Raw genomic sequence first — 13,424 nt, 5'->3', positions numbered from 1 at the left:
TGCGCGTTCAGAGCCAGTTTACACGAAAACAATGCGCGGAAACAGCATTGATAAAGGCGTATCTTTGAATCAGCAATAAATCCCCCTTTTTTGAGGAGACGCGCCATGGGTCCTTTCCCCCACAACGCCCCGAAATCCGTCATCAGCAAAGAAAACCCGGCAGGAACCGACGGGTTCGAGTTTGTCGAATTCGCCCATCCCGAGCCGCAGGAGTTGCGCGACCTGTTCGCAAAGATGGGCTTTGACCTTGTTGCACGCCACAAAACCAAACCGGCGGTCGAGCTTTGGCAGCAGGGCGATGTCACCTACATCCTGAATGCCGACCCAGAGAGTTTTGCCGCCAAATTTGTTGAAGAGCACGGGCCCTGCGCCCCGGCGATGGGCTGGCGCGTCGTAGATGCAAAACAAGCCTATGAACACGCGATCTCGAAGGGTGCAGAACCCTATGATGCCGCCGACAAGACACTGGATGTCCCGGCCATCAAGGGCATCGGGGGATCCCTGCTGTACTTCATCGACCAGTATTACGACACGTCGCCCTACAATCAGGAGTTTGAGTGGATCCGGCAATCCAAGCCAAAAGGCGACGGGTTCTACTATCTCGATCACCTGACCCACAATGTCTACAAGGGCAACATGGACACATGGTTCAAGTTCTACGGCGACCTGTTCAACTTTCGTGAAATCCGGTTCTTTGACATTCAGGGCAAGTTCACCGGATTGTACAGCCGGGCGCTAACTTCGCCTTGCGGCCGCATCCGCATTCCGATCAACGAGGACCGCGGCGAAACTGGTCAGATCGTCTCTTACCTCAAAAAGTACAAGGGTGAGGGCATCCAGCATATCGCAGTGGGCAGCGAGGATATCTATGCCTCGACCGATGCGATTGCCGAAAAAGGTTTGAAATTCATGCCGGGTCCGAACGAGGCCTATTACGATATGTCGACCACCCGCGTGACAGATCATGCCGAGCCACTGGACCGGATGATGAAGCACGGTATCCTGATCGATGGCGAAGGTGTTGTCGACGGCGGTGAAACGCGGATTTTGTTGCAGATTTTCTCAAAAACCGTGATTGGCCCGATCTTCTTCGAGTTCATTCAACGCAAGGGCGATGACGGGTTTGGGGAAGGGAACTTTCAGGCCCTGTTCGAATCCATCGAACGCGAACAGATTGAAAGCGGTGAGATTTCGGCAGCCTGACGCTGTGCCATTCTTTAGTTCGGCGCGCCCAATACCAACCAGGTCCACGTGACCCCGGCGCGCCGGTTGTGATCCTGAATGGATCCTGTCTTTATCTTGCGCAGAACATGCAGGCCTGCCTGCTGTGCATGCCGCGTCAGATCGTTGGTTGAAATGGGAAACCCAGGCCGGTCGGTCGGGCTGGGCCCGTGTCGCAGCGACAGTATCATCCGCCCGCCCGATGCCAGCAGTGTCGACAGTGTTCCGACGGCGTGTGCCTGATCCACCGGACACAGGTGGTGCAGCACGCCTATAACCAGAATCGCGTCATACACCGTCCCGTCCGAACGAAGAGCAGACAGGTTCGGAAGTTGGTCATCCTGCCAGGAAATTCCGTGCAACGGGTATCGTCGTTGTGCATGGTTGCGGAACGCTGCTGCAGGTTCAATTGCGGTGACGAGGCACCCTTTGCTGGTAAGCCACGCAGCAGTCGCGCCGGACCCTGCGCCAACATCCAGCACAGTTTGGCCTGAGACCGGCAGGTCGTTGAGGACCGGGGCAAGAACGCGAGCAGGATCCAACCCATCATATAGCGGGATAAGGTTTGGCGCGGCTTTGTCATATGCTGAAATGACGCGCTGGACGTCGACCGAGGCGTCAGCCACGCGGCATCTTCAGGGTCAGGTTGCGTCCGCGTTTTTCGTACCGCAGCTCGCTTTCGCTGATGGCGATGACCCGACCGCCATCGATCCTGTCTCCGACCTTCAGCTTCTTGTATCGCCCACTGGGCAGCCGGACCAGCGCGCGCCGGTTTGCGGGTGTGCCGTAAACCCCAATCAGGTTCAGTCTGCGCAGGTTGATGGCATTATCGATCGTGGCCTGACGGGCGACGGACGCCGTTGACGGGATAGTGGGTGCAACGGCCTTGGCCTCAAACGATCCCGCCTCGTCGCTGTTCTGATCCACGGCGGCTGTTGAGCCCAGATTGGTGGTGTTGGCGCTGGCCACACGGGCCGCAGCGGCTGCCAATCCGGCAGGGCGCGCATTGGGGCGTGGCACGCGCACAACCGCCAGCGCAGTTGGCGTTTCATCGATCTGCGGGCTTGCCTGCACAGATTCGGGGCGCAGTTTCGGGCGCAGAACCGAAAGCTCTTCCAGAGACCGGCCGCCCAATTGCTGGCGCTCGAATTGTTCTATCAGGTCACCGGGGCGCAATCTCGGTCGCAAACCGGCGAGCCTCTGATCCTCTTCTTCTTCGACCCCCGGTTCTTTTTCAAACCGCACGGGTGCGTCGGGGGAACCGAAGGCGGCGGCCCTAGGAAGACCAAAATACCCTCGGGGTTCAGAGTTCCCTCGGGCGTCGGCGTCACGAGGCCGCGTTCGTCCAGGTCAAAGTCAGCCGCGGCATCGCCGAGAGATGCCGGTTGTATGAAAGGCAATTCCGTGTCGAAACTGGAAACCGGGGGCAGGGCGACCGCATCGGTGGACAAATTCCTTTTGTCTATGGATGCCAGATACAGATCGCCGGGCTCTACCGGTAAAGGCATATCCGGGGCGATTGGCGCCGTCAGACCCAGACCCGCAACAGCTTCCGCATCTTCCAGAGCTTCTGGGTCACTTGCGATTGGTTCAACTGGTGTCGGCGGGACTTGCAAAGCCTCCAGAATGGCAGCGTCGGTCGGGGTCAACTCTGGCTGTTCTTCGGCCGATGTTTCGGTGGTCGCCTCTGGCGGCGTATCAACAGGGTTTTCTTCGGTTGCGATGCCGGGTTCTGCCAGCAGCACCGTGGCCTGAGTGTCAGACTCCAGCTGAACAGATTCGTCTGATGGAACAGGTGTTGCCAGAGCCTCTGACGCAGCCAGTTCATCTTCGGTCGTGTCTGGTTCTGGGCCAAGAACCGACCAAGCCGCGATGGCAACGCCAACGCAAACCACGGCTGCGACAGCCGGGATTGCGTAGCCTTTGAGTCCTAGCACCCAGGTGCTCTCACTCAGCCCTGCGGCAGCAGCCAAGGGATTTGGTGAGCGGAATACATCCGGCGCTTCGGCATCCGCGATGGCATGCACAGCCGGGCCAGATGTCTGTGGATCTTCATCGGTGTCCGGCACTTCCGAAAAGTCCGGTTCGTTCGGAGCATTAGTCACATCCAAAACGGCAGTCTCTTCCGGAACGCCAGTTTCCTCTGGTGTGTCCGGCGTCTGCGGAATCGCGGTGTCTTCCGGTACGGCAGCCCCATCCTGTGTGATGACCGGATCAACAGCAGATGCGACAGAGGGTGAAACGGACAGTGCTGGAGCGGACAGATCAAATTCCGGCTCTTTTGGAAAGTCCTGTGCTCGGGCATCCGCGCTGAAGCGAACAGGAATAAAACCGTGCTGCGTCGCAAACGCCTCTGCCTCTTGCAGCGTCTGGCGGGCGACCGCCGCAATGCAGGTTTCCGGACCCCGCGGTGCCGTGTCAAAGGCCAGTTCGGACACGTCGTACGGCGTCGCTTGGGCCAGGGCGTCGTAGATCTTTTGATCCCGCTCCTCAGCGCTCAACCCCTCGGTTTGAACCGACAGATATCGGATCTGATCCGGTGGCAGGATCACCTTGCAACTCAGGTCGGTTTCGAGCGCAAATCCCTTTTCGTGCAGCGCTTTTATCTGGGCCTCAAGGTCGGATGCATCCAGAGACACCGTGCCAATGCTGAACCAGTCGCCATCCGACTGATGGTGCAGGGAAATTCCGGTAGCAGAAAAAGACAGCGCAAATGCGGGATTCATATTCCGGAGGAACCATAATTGTCAGCATCAATGCAAACGACATTGCGTCTGCAGACCGACATTAAAGCAGGAACCCGCCGAGGGAAAGAAAAAGGCAAACCCGCCCCTTGCCGATCCACACCTTGCAGACCCATGTTGGGACCAAGCAATTTGGAGGGATCACCTTGAAGACATTCGCTTTTTTGACGGCACTCATGGCCGCAACCCTGGCTGGAATGGCCCATGCGGAAGAACGTCGCATCAATGTGGACGCAACCGGCACCGTACAGGTCGCGCCTGACATGGCGACCATCACTTTGGGCGTGACAAACCAGGATGCCGAGGCCTCAGTGGCAATGAAAGCCACGTCAGATGCCGTTGCGCAGGTTCTGTCCCGGCTCGGTGACATGGGTATTGAGGATCGCGATGTGCAAACACGCGACCTGTCCCTGTCACCGGTTTGGTCGAATCGAAACCAGCAGAGCGGACAGCCGCCGGAAATCACCGGTTTTGTCGCCTCGAACCGCGTGTTTGTGCGGGTGCGGGATCTGTCGCAGCTGGGCCAGATCATGGATGCGGTTATCCAAGGCGGGGCAAATGACTTTGGCGGGCTGAGCTTTGGTTTGCAGGACCCGAAACCGATTGAGGTGCAAGCCCGCGCTCAAGCCGTGGGCGAAGCCACCGCAAAGGCCGAGCAACTGGCGCAGGCCGCCAATGTCACGCTTGGCCCGGTCCAGACAATCTCAGAGCGAGGCAGTGGCGTGCGCCCGATGGCCGAGATGCGCGCCCTCAGCGCATCGGATGCCGGTGGCGTTCCGGTTGCCGGGGGCGAGATCTCCGTCTCGGTCAGTGTGTCGATGGAGTTCGAGATTTCCGAATAAGACTACGCCTCGGCGCGGGCCATCAGCGGTTTACGTTGCTGGCCCGCCGCGTCGAAATTGTCGGGCGAGAGCCACGCTTCGAACGCAGCCCGAATGCGGGGCCATTCACTGTCGAGTATCGCGTACCACGCCGTATCCCGATTGCGCCCCTTGTAATGCGTGGCCTGACGAAAGATGCCTTCGAACGTAAAGCCCAGCCGCTCGGCCGCGCGACACGACGGAGCATTCAAAGCGTCGCATTTCCATTCATAGCGGCGATAGCCGAGTTCATCGAATACCCGGCGCATCATCAGATACATGACTTCCGTGGATTGCGGCTTGCGCTGCAAAAGCGGCGAGAAATGGATATGCCCGACCTCGGTTGCACCCGCTGCTGGTTCGATCCTCAGATACGATGCCATTCCGATGGGAAGCTCATCCGCGTCCAGAACCGTATGGAACATGGGATCGGCATCCATGCAGTTTGCTTGCGCCCACGCCACAAAATCATGTTCGCGTTCGAATGGCCCATAGGGCAGATACGTCCAGTTCCGCCCATCCGCATCTTTGGCAAACGCCCGGTACAGGCCGGGCGCATGCCGATTCACATCCAGTGGCACGACTGAACAGAACCGACCCTGCATCGGCGTGTAGGGCGGCGCGGGGCGCGGAAAGTCGCCCGCAACCGGCCGTCCGATCGGTTGGCCAAGGTCGTTCGTGTCGTGCTCGCTCATCAATCAGGCGCTGGCTTTGCTGAGCGCCTGATCCAGATCAGCGATCAGGTCGTTTGCATCCTCGATGCCGATGGACACACGAACCACGTTGGCTCCGGCGCCTGCGGCCTCCTGCTGTTCGGGAGTCAGTTGCCGGTGGGTGGTCGAGGCTGAGTGGATGATCAAGGACCGCGCGTCGCCCAGATTGGCCACATGGCTGAAAATCTCCAACGCATTGACCAGTTTGATGCAAGCGTCATAGCCGCCTTTGACCGCAAAGGTGAACAGCGCGCCCGCGCCCTTGGGATAATGGGTCTTGACCCGATCATGATAGGGGGACGAGGGCAGACCCGCATAGGTGACGTAGTCCACGCGGTCATCGGCTTCGAGCCATGCGGCAACCTTCTGCGCGTTTTCCACATGGCGCTCCATCCGCAGCGACAGCGTTTCGATCCCCATCAATGTGTAATGTGCGGCCTGCGGGTTCATCGTCATGCCCAGATCGCGCAAACCAATAGCAATGCCATGGAAGGTGAAGGCCAGCGGTCCGAAGGTCTCGTGAAACTTCAGCCCGTGATAGGCGGGTTCCGGTTCGCTGAGCGAGGGGAATTTGTCATTCGCCGACCAGTCGAATTTTCCGGAATCCACGATGCAGCCCCCAGTGACGGTGCCGTTGCCGGTCAGGTATTTGGTGGTCGAATGCACCACGAGTGTCGCGCCGTGTTCAATGGGGCGGCAGAGGTACGGCGTGGCCGAGGTGTTGTCGACGATCAGCGGGATGCCGGCGGCGTCGGCAATGTCGGCCATCGCACGAATGTCGGTGACATATCCGCCGGGATTGGCGATGGATTCGCAAAACACCGCGCGGGTGTTTTCGTCGATGGCCGCTTTGACCGCATCCAGATCATCCGTGTCCACAAACTTGGCCGACCAGCCAAAGCGTTTGATCGTCTGGCTGAACTGGGTGACCGTACCACCATAAAGCCGGGTCGACGCCACAACGTTGCAGCCCGGACCCATCAGCGGGAACAACGCCATGATCTGTGCCGCATGTCCGGACGAGCAGCACACCGCGCCGACCCCGCCTTCCAGCGTGGCGACCCGTTCCTGCAGAACCGCGACCGTCGGGTTGGTCAGGCGCGAATAGATGAAACCGACCTCTTGCAGGTTGAACAGGGCTGCGGCGTGATCCGCATCCCGAAACACATAGGCGGTTGTCTGATAGATTGGCGTCTGGCGCGCGCCAGTGGCTGGATCGGGGCGGGCGCCCGCATGTATCTGCAGTGTGTCGAAACCGTAAGTTGGGCCGTCAGACATCTCGGATATCTCCAGTTGGTATTTGTGTGCGCGAATCTGTAGGGCATTGCCAGCCTGTGCACAACGCTCGTGTCAGCGCAGCCACAGACCTTTGCTTTTGATCGTTTTGCGGATGACATGTTCGCGCTGCGGCAGGTTGTCCTGATCGAACAGGTCCCGGATCTTTGCGCCCTTGCCCTGAATGACCAGCTTTTTCAGCGGTTCGTAGTTCTTGAGAACCTTCTTGACCCTGTTTGGTGCGCAAACGGTTTCGAGAACGTCGATCACATGGTCGCTTTCGCGGGCATAGAGCAAGGGAAACAGGCGATAGTGGCAACTGACCGAACCGTCGAGCAATCCGCTGGGCAGTGCGTCCCGGCCGCCCCCGAACGAGTGGATGACCAGCGGGAGGGCTGCCTGATCCAGCCAGGGATCAAGGTTCTGCCCTGTCAGTTCGGGGATGTCCTCGTCGCGGATCGTCCGGGCGTAATTCAGAAACCGCTCTCCGAACAGGTGCGGGCATTTGTAGAAGAAGTAGCCCGCGTTGAAATACAGGTAGCGGCGCCAATAGTTCTGCGGCTGACTGGTGTCCACAGAGCTGTCGAAATCCAATCCAAAACGCTCATAGAGCGCGCGCCAGATGCCGTCAAAGCCGGGTCCGTACAGAGTTGGTTTCGGCCATGTGCCTTCAACTTTCAAGGACGCGCCGGGGCGGTCAAAGTCAAATGGCACGTCGGTCAATTCACCGGTGATCAATGTGTCCGTGTCGAAAAACACAAATGGCTCACCTTCGGGCATGGCCAAAAGGGCCTCGATCTTGTTGCCATAGGGATAGCTTTCACCAAACACTGCGGCATCGAAGGGCAGAATCTCTGCCCCCAGCTGACTCAGCGCTTTCAGCACATCTTCGTTCTGAATGCTTGGGCTTTGCGCCCAACGGGGTCCGGGGTTGGGTGTCGCGACAAACAGCCTGCCGTTGAAATTGGGTGAGGAATGGCGCAGCGACGCGGCGAACAGCACAGCCTCGTATTGCAGACGATTGTTCTGCCCGATGATGAGGATGTTGAATTTTGCCGAGGGTGCCTGCATCTGTGCCTGTTCCTGTCGGGCGCTTGTGTGTTGCGCCGCTTTCTCGGGAGTACAGCAAGCCGTGCACAGCGTCAAAAGCCCGATGTGGTGCGTGGTTGGAATTTTGAACAAGTCACCCCATTCTTAGGGCTGCAAATGTTCAGGAGTGTGATCATGCGGATCAATGCAGACTTCACCAAGCGTGCAGCAGTTCATTTCGACCAGACCGATTGGGTTGCGTCCCCTGCGGTCGGGGTCGAGCGCAAGATGCTGGATCGGATCGGGGATGAGATTGCCCGGGCCACGACGATCGTGCGCTTTGCCCCGGGCAGTGCCTTTGACGCGCATACCCATGACGGTGGCGAAGAGTATCTGGTTCTGGACGGTGTCTTTCAGGATGAAACCGGTGACTTCCCGGTTGGCAGCTACGTCCGCAACCCGCCCACATCTTCGCACACCCCGTCCGCCGCTCAGGGCGCAACGATCCTGGTTAAGCTGCATCAGTTTGATCCGCAGGACAGAACCGAGGTTCGTCGGTCGATCACAGGCGATGCAGACCTTCAATTGTTCAAAGATGATCATGAGGAGGTGCAGGTTCAGAACTGGCCAGCGGGTACAGCCGTCACACTGGACGCTCGCGATGGGCTGGAGGTGTTCGTGGTCAAAGGAAGTTTCTCAGAAGGGGACGAGGAGTTTTCGACCTGGGACTGGCTGCGCCTGCCGCCCGGAACGCAGTCGCAGGCGCAGGTCGGCAATGGTGGAGCGCGTGTTTGGGTCAAGTCTGGTCATCTTGCCGGAATGGTCTGATCCCAAGACTGCTACAAAAACAGTCAAATTTCGGTCAAATCCGGGTGAAAAACCCGGATTTTTCATTTTTTGACCATTTGGCAAATTTTACCAATTGATAAAAAATCAGATTATGGCAAGCTGGGGCAGTAACAAACATATCTACAGGGAGTAGAGTGATGGCAAAGGGCCAGATGGCCCCCGGCATTGTGTCCGGGCGGCTTTCCAGCGATGAACTGACCACAAATTTTGCCGATCTGCATCCGCCTCTGGCCCCGCATGAGGCGGCGGTTGCGGCAGATCGATGCTACTTCTGCTATGACGCGCCATGCATCACGGCCTGTCCGACGGAAATCGATATTCCGCTGTTCATTCGCCAGATTCAGGCTGGCCAGCCACAGGCTGCCGGCCGCACTATTCTGGAACAGAATATCCTGGGCGGCATGTGCGCCCGCGTGTGCCCGACCGAAACGCTGTGCGAAGAAGCCTGCGTGCGCGAAGCCGCCGAAGGCAAGCCGGTCGAGATCGGGCGGCTGCAACGGTTTGCCACCGATGACCTGATGGCCTCGGGAGCGCATCCATTCGAACGCGCTGCTGCTACCGGCAAGACAATCGCAGTGGTTGGGGCAGGGCCGGCGGGTTTGGCCTGTGCTCATCGGCTGGCGATGCTGGGTCATGAGGTCGTGATCCACGAAACCAAACCCAAACCGGGTGGTTTGAACGAATATGGCATCGCGGCATACAAATCGACGAACGACTTTGCGCAGGCCGAAGTCGACTGGCTGTTGAAGATCGGCGGGATCGCTATCGAGACGGGCTCGATCCTGGGAGAGACGATCTCCCTGGATGGTTTGAGCGAAAACTATGATGCGGTGTTCCTGTCCATCGGATTGGCCGGGGTGAATGCCTTGCGCGCAGATGGCGCGGAAAAGGATGGCGTGCGATACGCAGTCGATTTCATCTCGGATGTGCGGCAGGCCTCTGATCTCGCGCATTTGCCGGTTGGGCGAAACGTCGTGGTGATCGGCGGTGGCATGACCGCAGTGGACGCGGCTGTAAAGTCCAAGCTGCTGGGGGCGGAACATGTAACGATTGCCTACCGGCGCGGTCGCGACGCGATGGGGGCCAGCCGGTACGAACAGGATCTTGCGGCATCTCATGGCGTTCGGATCATGTGCAACGTGCAACCGGTCGCTGTCCACGGAAACGGTGCCGCCGCCGAGATCGAACTGGAGTACACCACCAGTCTGGATGGTCGCCTCAGCGGCACCGGTGAAACCATCCGTTTGCCGGCAGATCAGATTCTCAAGGCCATCGGTCAGACACTGGAAGGCGCGCCGGAAGGGCTGAAACTGGATGGAAACAAGATCGCTGTCAGCGGAGCGGGGCGCACCTCGGTCGCGGGTGTCTGGTCCGGCGGAGACTGTGCCGCAGGTGGCGAGGATCTGACTGTCACTGCGGTTGCGGAAGGGCGGGATGCGGCGATGGACATCCACGCGACGCTGGTTTCGTGATAGGGTGAGACCGTCAACTCTCCCTGTTCGCTGAGGTATCGTCATGTCCCAGATCGAAAACGCAGTTGCAGAACACTACACGACAGGTGCCCTGACCCAGCGGGTGCGCGATGCCCTGATTGCCACCGGCGTCGATCCGGATGCGGCCACGGTCGCGGACCTTAAGGCGGGTGATGAATTCCACACTGGCGGTGTTGCCGCGACGGATAACCTGTTCGCTCAGCTGACCCCAACCCATGCGACCCGGGTTCTGGACGTTGGCTGCGGTATTGGCGGGACATCCCGGTATATCGTGGACCGCTACGACGCAACCGTTACAGGTGTGGACCTGACACCGGAATTTGTCGAGACAGCGACCGCGCTCAGCGAAATTGTGGGGCTGTCAGACAAGCTGACCTTTCTGGTTGGCAGTGCGTTGGATATGCCGATTTCGGATTCGTCCTTTGATCTGGCGGTTATGCTGCATGTCGGAATGAATATCGAAGACAAGGCGGGGCTGTTCAGCGAGGTGTCCCGCACGCTGGCAACAGGCGGAACTTTTGCGCTGTTCGACGTGATGGGTGGTGCGGTGGCGGAGCCTCTGGCCTTCCCGCTGCCCTGGTCTACCCATCCTGAAACGTCCTTTGTAGACGCCCCTGAAGCGTACAGGGATGCTGCCACCGCTGCTGGCCTGGAGCTGATCGCTGAAAATGATCGGACCGATTTTGCGGTGGCGTTTTTCGAAGAGGTGTTTGCTCGCACCGCCGAAAGTGGTCCGCCGCCGCTAGGCATTCATTTGATGATGGGCGAAACGGCACCCGAGAAATTCCAGAATTACGTCGCAAACCTCGAGGCCGGGCGCATCCGCCCGACCGAAATGATATTCACGAAATCCGGCTGAGCCGGGAAGGAGACCCTATGGCGAACCTGACAACCGACTTTCTGGGAATTTCCGGCCCCAATCCGTACTGGCTGGCCTCAGCGCCGCCGACCGACAAGGAATACAACGTGCGCCGCGCGTTCGAAGCGGGGTGGGGCGGCGTCGTCTGGAAAACGATCGGGTCCGAGGGACCGCCCGTCGTCAACGTGAACGGCCCGCGTTATGGGGCCATTTACGGTGCTGACCGCCGACTGTTGGGTCTGAACAATATCGAACTGATTACCGACCGTCCGCTTGAGGTGAACCTTGAGGAAATGGCGCGGGTCAAGGCGGACTACCCGGATCGTGCGCTGATCGCCTCGATCATGGTTCCGTGCGAAGAAGAGGCGTGGAAAGCCATCCTGCCCCGCGTCGAAGAAACCGGTGCGGACGGGATTGAACTGAACTTCGGCTGCCCCCACGGGATGAGCGAGCGCGGCATGGGCTCAGCGGTCGGGCAGGTGCCGGAATATATCGAGATGGTCACGCGCTGGTGCAAGACATATTATGACCGCCCGGTCATCGTGAAGCTGACGCCGAACATTACCGACATCCGCAAACCGGCCGAAGCGGCGCGGAATGGCGGGGCGGACGCTGTCTCTCTGATCAACACCATCAATTCGATCACCAGCGTTAATCTGGACACCTTCAGCCCCGAACCCTCGATTGATGGCAAAGGCAGCCATGGCGGCTATTGCGGTCCGGCAGTCAAGCCGATCGCCCTGTCGATGGTGTCCGAGATTTCACGGGCCGAGGCCACCCATGGATTGCCAATCTCGGGCATCGGCGGTGTCACCACCTGGCGCGATGCAGCGGAATTCATATCGCTGGGATGCGGAAACGTCCAGGTGTGTACGGCGGCCATGACCTACGGTTTCAAGATCATCGACGAATTGACCGCTGGCCTGTCTGAATGGATGGACGAAAAAGGATTTGCCAACGTCTCCGAAGTCGTCGGGCGTGCGGTTCCGAACGTGACGGATTGGCAGTACCTGAACCTCAACTATGTCGCCAAGGCCAAGATTGATCAGGATCAGTGCATCAAATGCGGCCGGTGCTACGCGGCCTGCGAAGACACCAGCCATCAGGCAATCTCGATGTCGCCGGATCGCGTGTTCGAAGTGATCGACGAAGAATGCGTGGCCTGCAACCTTTGTGTGGATGTATGCCCGGTTGAAGGATGTATTTCGATGGAGCCGATGGAGGCCGGAGAGGTGGATCCACGTACCGGCGTCGTGGTGCAGAAAGAATACGCCAACTGGACAACTCATCCGAATAACCCGATGGCTAAAGCGGCTGAATAGGCGAAGATTTTTCGACGAAAAATCTTGGACGAGAAAATTCGGCGAGTTTTCTCAGAACAGAATGTCGATGGGGCCATTGTGACAGATGACGATGTACTGATTGGCGGTGCGGATCAGGTGGTATCCGCGCCGTTTTACTTCAGTCTGAAATGCCAGGTGGCCAACTTCACGCTCCACCCAGTTCACCGAACGGCGTACAACAGCACCGCTTCGTGCCGACCGGGAAGAAAAAAGCTGGGCGATCCAGGGATTGGGGGTGGGCTTTTGCACCATCATTGCAGCAGCTTTCCCCAATAGGGTTAAGCATCCCTTAAGGGGTCAGCAGTTTCCGGTAGAGCGTTTCAACAAAAAGGTTGGCACCTTCGAACGGATCTTCTTCACCGAGGATGGCCCGCACCTGCACGTCGAAATCTGCGTAGTGCTGGGTCAGCGCCCAAATCGAGAAGATCAGATGATAGGGGTGAACCTGGGCAATCTTTTCCTGATCCATCCATTGGGTCAGGATTGCAGTTTTCTCGTCGACCAGTTTCTTGAGATCTGTTGATAAAGCATCACGAATGCGCGGCGCGCCCTGCACGATTTCGTTGGCAAACAGGCGGCTTTCTCGGGGCAATTCCCGGCTCATTTGCAACTTGCGGTGAACATAAGAGAGGATCTCCGCCATCGGATCACCGTTTTCGTCCAGGTCGTGCAAAGGGGCAAGCCAGGTCTCCAGGAGCCCCGACAGAAGAGCGGTATGGATCGCCTCTTTCGACGGAAAATAATACAGCAGGTTCGGTTTGCTCAGACCGGCTTCGGCAGCGATCTGATCCACCGTGGCCCCGCGAAACCCGTGTGCCGAAAACACGTTCAACGCGGCCTCGAGAATCGCGGCGCGGTTCTTTTTCTGTATGCGGGTCGGGGCGCGATCTTTGGGCATGTTTCCAGCGTGTCTCTTTTTCCGACAAGCAGGCGCGAAATATGCCAAAAATTCCGGCTTTGTCCTGCAATTTCTTGACTGATGTCGAACCCGTGATAGCGTGAGTTTGACCAGATGGTCAAATCAAGACACCAAAAGCG

At 58.6% G+C, this 13,424-nt stretch carries 14 protein-coding genes; 6 read left to right on the top strand and 8 right to left on the bottom strand.

The genetic code is table 11. The features are described from left to right. Positions 1-105: 105 nt before the first annotated feature. The gene (hppD, locus tag ACR3ES_RS15280) at positions 106-1,203 is read left to right on the top strand and encodes a 4-hydroxyphenylpyruvate dioxygenase (protein ID WP_170429955.1); all 1,098 of its coding nucleotides are present in this window, start codon (positions 106-108) and stop codon (positions 1,201-1,203) included. Positions 1,204-1,217: 14 nt separating this feature from the next. Here the strand turns inward: hppD and ACR3ES_RS15275 are convergent, their stop codons facing one another. Genes ACR3ES_RS15275 through ACR3ES_RS15265 form a run of 3 tightly spaced genes read right to left on the bottom strand, consistent with a single transcriptional unit; the run spans position 1,218 to position 3,947 of the window. After that, positions 1,218-1,847 carry a class I SAM-dependent methyltransferase gene (locus tag ACR3ES_RS15275; protein ID WP_170429957.1) on the bottom strand — a complete coding sequence of 210 codons (630 nt, stop codon included), beginning with the start codon at positions 1,845-1,847 and terminating at the stop codon, positions 1,218-1,220. Further along, complete coding sequence (locus ACR3ES_RS15270; protein WP_480634729.1) at positions 1,840-2,409, bottom strand: hypothetical protein; 570 nt, start codon at positions 2,407-2,409, stop codon at positions 1,840-1,842. Before ACR3ES_RS15270 ends, ACR3ES_RS15275 begins: the two co-directional genes overlap by 8 nt. Then, a complete protein-coding gene (locus ACR3ES_RS15265; RefSeq protein WP_480634728.1) occupies positions 2,379-3,947 on the bottom strand; it encodes a hypothetical protein in 1,569 nt (522 codons plus the stop codon). Before ACR3ES_RS15265 ends, ACR3ES_RS15270 begins: the two co-directional genes overlap by 31 nt. Before the next feature lie 164 nt (positions 3,948-4,111). Here ACR3ES_RS15265 and ACR3ES_RS15260 point away from each other — a divergent pair, with 164 nt between their 5' ends. After that, positions 4,112-4,807, top strand: coding sequence for an SIMPL domain-containing protein (locus tag ACR3ES_RS15260; RefSeq protein ID WP_170429961.1), 696 nt, complete (start codon positions 4,112-4,114; stop codon positions 4,805-4,807). Between the two features lie 2 nt (positions 4,808-4,809). On the opposite strand, the gene ACR3ES_RS15255 is transcribed toward ACR3ES_RS15260, so the two are convergent. The 3 genes from ACR3ES_RS15255 to ACR3ES_RS15245 form a co-directional block, all read right to left on the bottom strand. After that, the gene (locus tag ACR3ES_RS15255) at positions 4,810-5,520 is read right to left on the bottom strand and encodes a GNAT family N-acetyltransferase (RefSeq protein ID WP_170429963.1); all 711 of its coding nucleotides are present in this window, start codon (positions 5,518-5,520) and stop codon (positions 4,810-4,812) included. A 3-nt stretch (positions 5,521-5,523) separates the two neighbouring features. Continuing rightward, a complete protein-coding gene (locus ACR3ES_RS15250) occupies positions 5,524-6,816 on the bottom strand; it encodes an O-acetylhomoserine aminocarboxypropyltransferase/cysteine synthase family protein (RefSeq protein WP_170429965.1) in 1,293 nt (430 codons plus the stop codon). A 72-nt stretch (positions 6,817-6,888) separates the two neighbouring features. Beyond that, positions 6,889-7,884, bottom strand: a complete 996-nt coding sequence (locus tag ACR3ES_RS15245) for a hypothetical protein (protein ID WP_170429967.1) — start codon at positions 7,882-7,884, stop codon at positions 6,889-6,891. Between the two features lie 153 nt (positions 7,885-8,037). On the opposite strand from ACR3ES_RS15245, the gene ACR3ES_RS15240 reads away from it, so the two are divergent. The 4 genes from ACR3ES_RS15240 (at position 8,038) to preA (ending at position 12,365) form a co-directional block, all read left to right on the top strand. Further along, a complete protein-coding gene (locus ACR3ES_RS15240; RefSeq protein WP_170429969.1) occupies positions 8,038-8,670 on the top strand; it encodes a cupin domain-containing protein in 633 nt (210 codons plus the stop codon). A 158-nt stretch (positions 8,671-8,828) separates the two neighbouring features. After that, entirely contained in the window at positions 8,829-10,163 is a 1,335-nt protein-coding gene (locus ACR3ES_RS15235) for an NAD(P)-dependent oxidoreductase (protein ID WP_170429971.1), read from the top strand. Positions 10,164-10,206: 43 nt separating this feature from the next. Next, a complete protein-coding gene (locus tag ACR3ES_RS15230) occupies positions 10,207-11,043 on the top strand; it encodes a methyltransferase domain-containing protein (protein ID WP_170429973.1) in 837 nt (278 codons plus the stop codon). A gap of 17 nt (positions 11,044-11,060) precedes the next feature. After that, entirely contained in the window at positions 11,061-12,365 is a 1,305-nt protein-coding gene (gene preA, locus ACR3ES_RS15225) for an NAD-dependent dihydropyrimidine dehydrogenase subunit PreA (protein WP_170429975.1), read from the top strand. A gap of 51 nt (positions 12,366-12,416) precedes the next feature. Here the strand turns inward: preA and ACR3ES_RS15220 are convergent, their stop codons facing one another. Together ACR3ES_RS15220 and ACR3ES_RS15215 are read right to left on the bottom strand one after the other, a co-directional pair. Further along, positions 12,417-12,641 carry an N-(5'-phosphoribosyl)anthranilate isomerase gene (locus ACR3ES_RS15220; protein WP_170429977.1) on the bottom strand — a complete coding sequence of 75 codons (225 nt, stop codon included), beginning with the start codon at positions 12,639-12,641 and terminating at the stop codon, positions 12,417-12,419. Between the two features lie 34 nt (positions 12,642-12,675). Further along, complete coding sequence (locus ACR3ES_RS15215; protein WP_170429978.1) at positions 12,676-13,284, bottom strand: TetR family transcriptional regulator C-terminal domain-containing protein; 609 nt, start codon at positions 13,282-13,284, stop codon at positions 12,676-12,678. Positions 13,285-13,424: the final 140 nt, after the last annotated feature.

It is taken from the genome of Ruegeria sp. B1, assembly GCF_056535885.1.
Note: the sequence above shows the minus strand (reverse complement) of the source record. Positions and strands in the feature narration are given on the sequence as shown.

Coding starts and splice junctions, on each gene's coding strand:
- ACR3ES_RS15230 (WP_170429973.1), top strand. CDS start 10,207: ATGTCCCAGATCGAAAACGCAGTTGCAGAACACTACACGACAGGTGCC.
- ACR3ES_RS15255 (WP_170429963.1), bottom strand. CDS start 5,520: ATGAGCGAGCACGACACGAACGACCTTGGCCAACCGATCGGACGGCCG.
- ACR3ES_RS15220 (WP_170429977.1), bottom strand. CDS start 12,641: ATGATGGTGCAAAAGCCCACCCCCAATCCCTGGATCGCCCAGCTTTTT.
- ACR3ES_RS15265 (WP_480634728.1), bottom strand. CDS start 3,947: ATGAATCCCGCATTTGCGCTGTCTTTTTCTGCTACCGGAATTTCCCTG.
- ACR3ES_RS15245 (WP_170429967.1), bottom strand. CDS start 7,884: ATGCAGGCACCCTCGGCAAAATTCAACATCCTCATCATCGGGCAGAAC.
- hppD (WP_170429955.1), top strand. CDS start 106: ATGGGTCCTTTCCCCCACAACGCCCCGAAATCCGTCATCAGCAAAGAA.
- ACR3ES_RS15250 (WP_170429965.1), bottom strand. CDS start 6,816: ATGTCTGACGGCCCAACTTACGGTTTCGACACACTGCAGATACATGCG.
- ACR3ES_RS15240 (WP_170429969.1), top strand. CDS start 8,038: ATGCGGATCAATGCAGACTTCACCAAGCGTGCAGCAGTTCATTTCGAC.
- ACR3ES_RS15215 (WP_170429978.1), bottom strand. CDS start 13,284: ATGCCCAAAGATCGCGCCCCGACCCGCATACAGAAAAAGAACCGCGCC.
- ACR3ES_RS15235 (WP_170429971.1), top strand. CDS start 8,829: ATGGCAAAGGGCCAGATGGCCCCCGGCATTGTGTCCGGGCGGCTTTCC.
- preA (WP_170429975.1), top strand. CDS start 11,061: ATGGCGAACCTGACAACCGACTTTCTGGGAATTTCCGGCCCCAATCCG.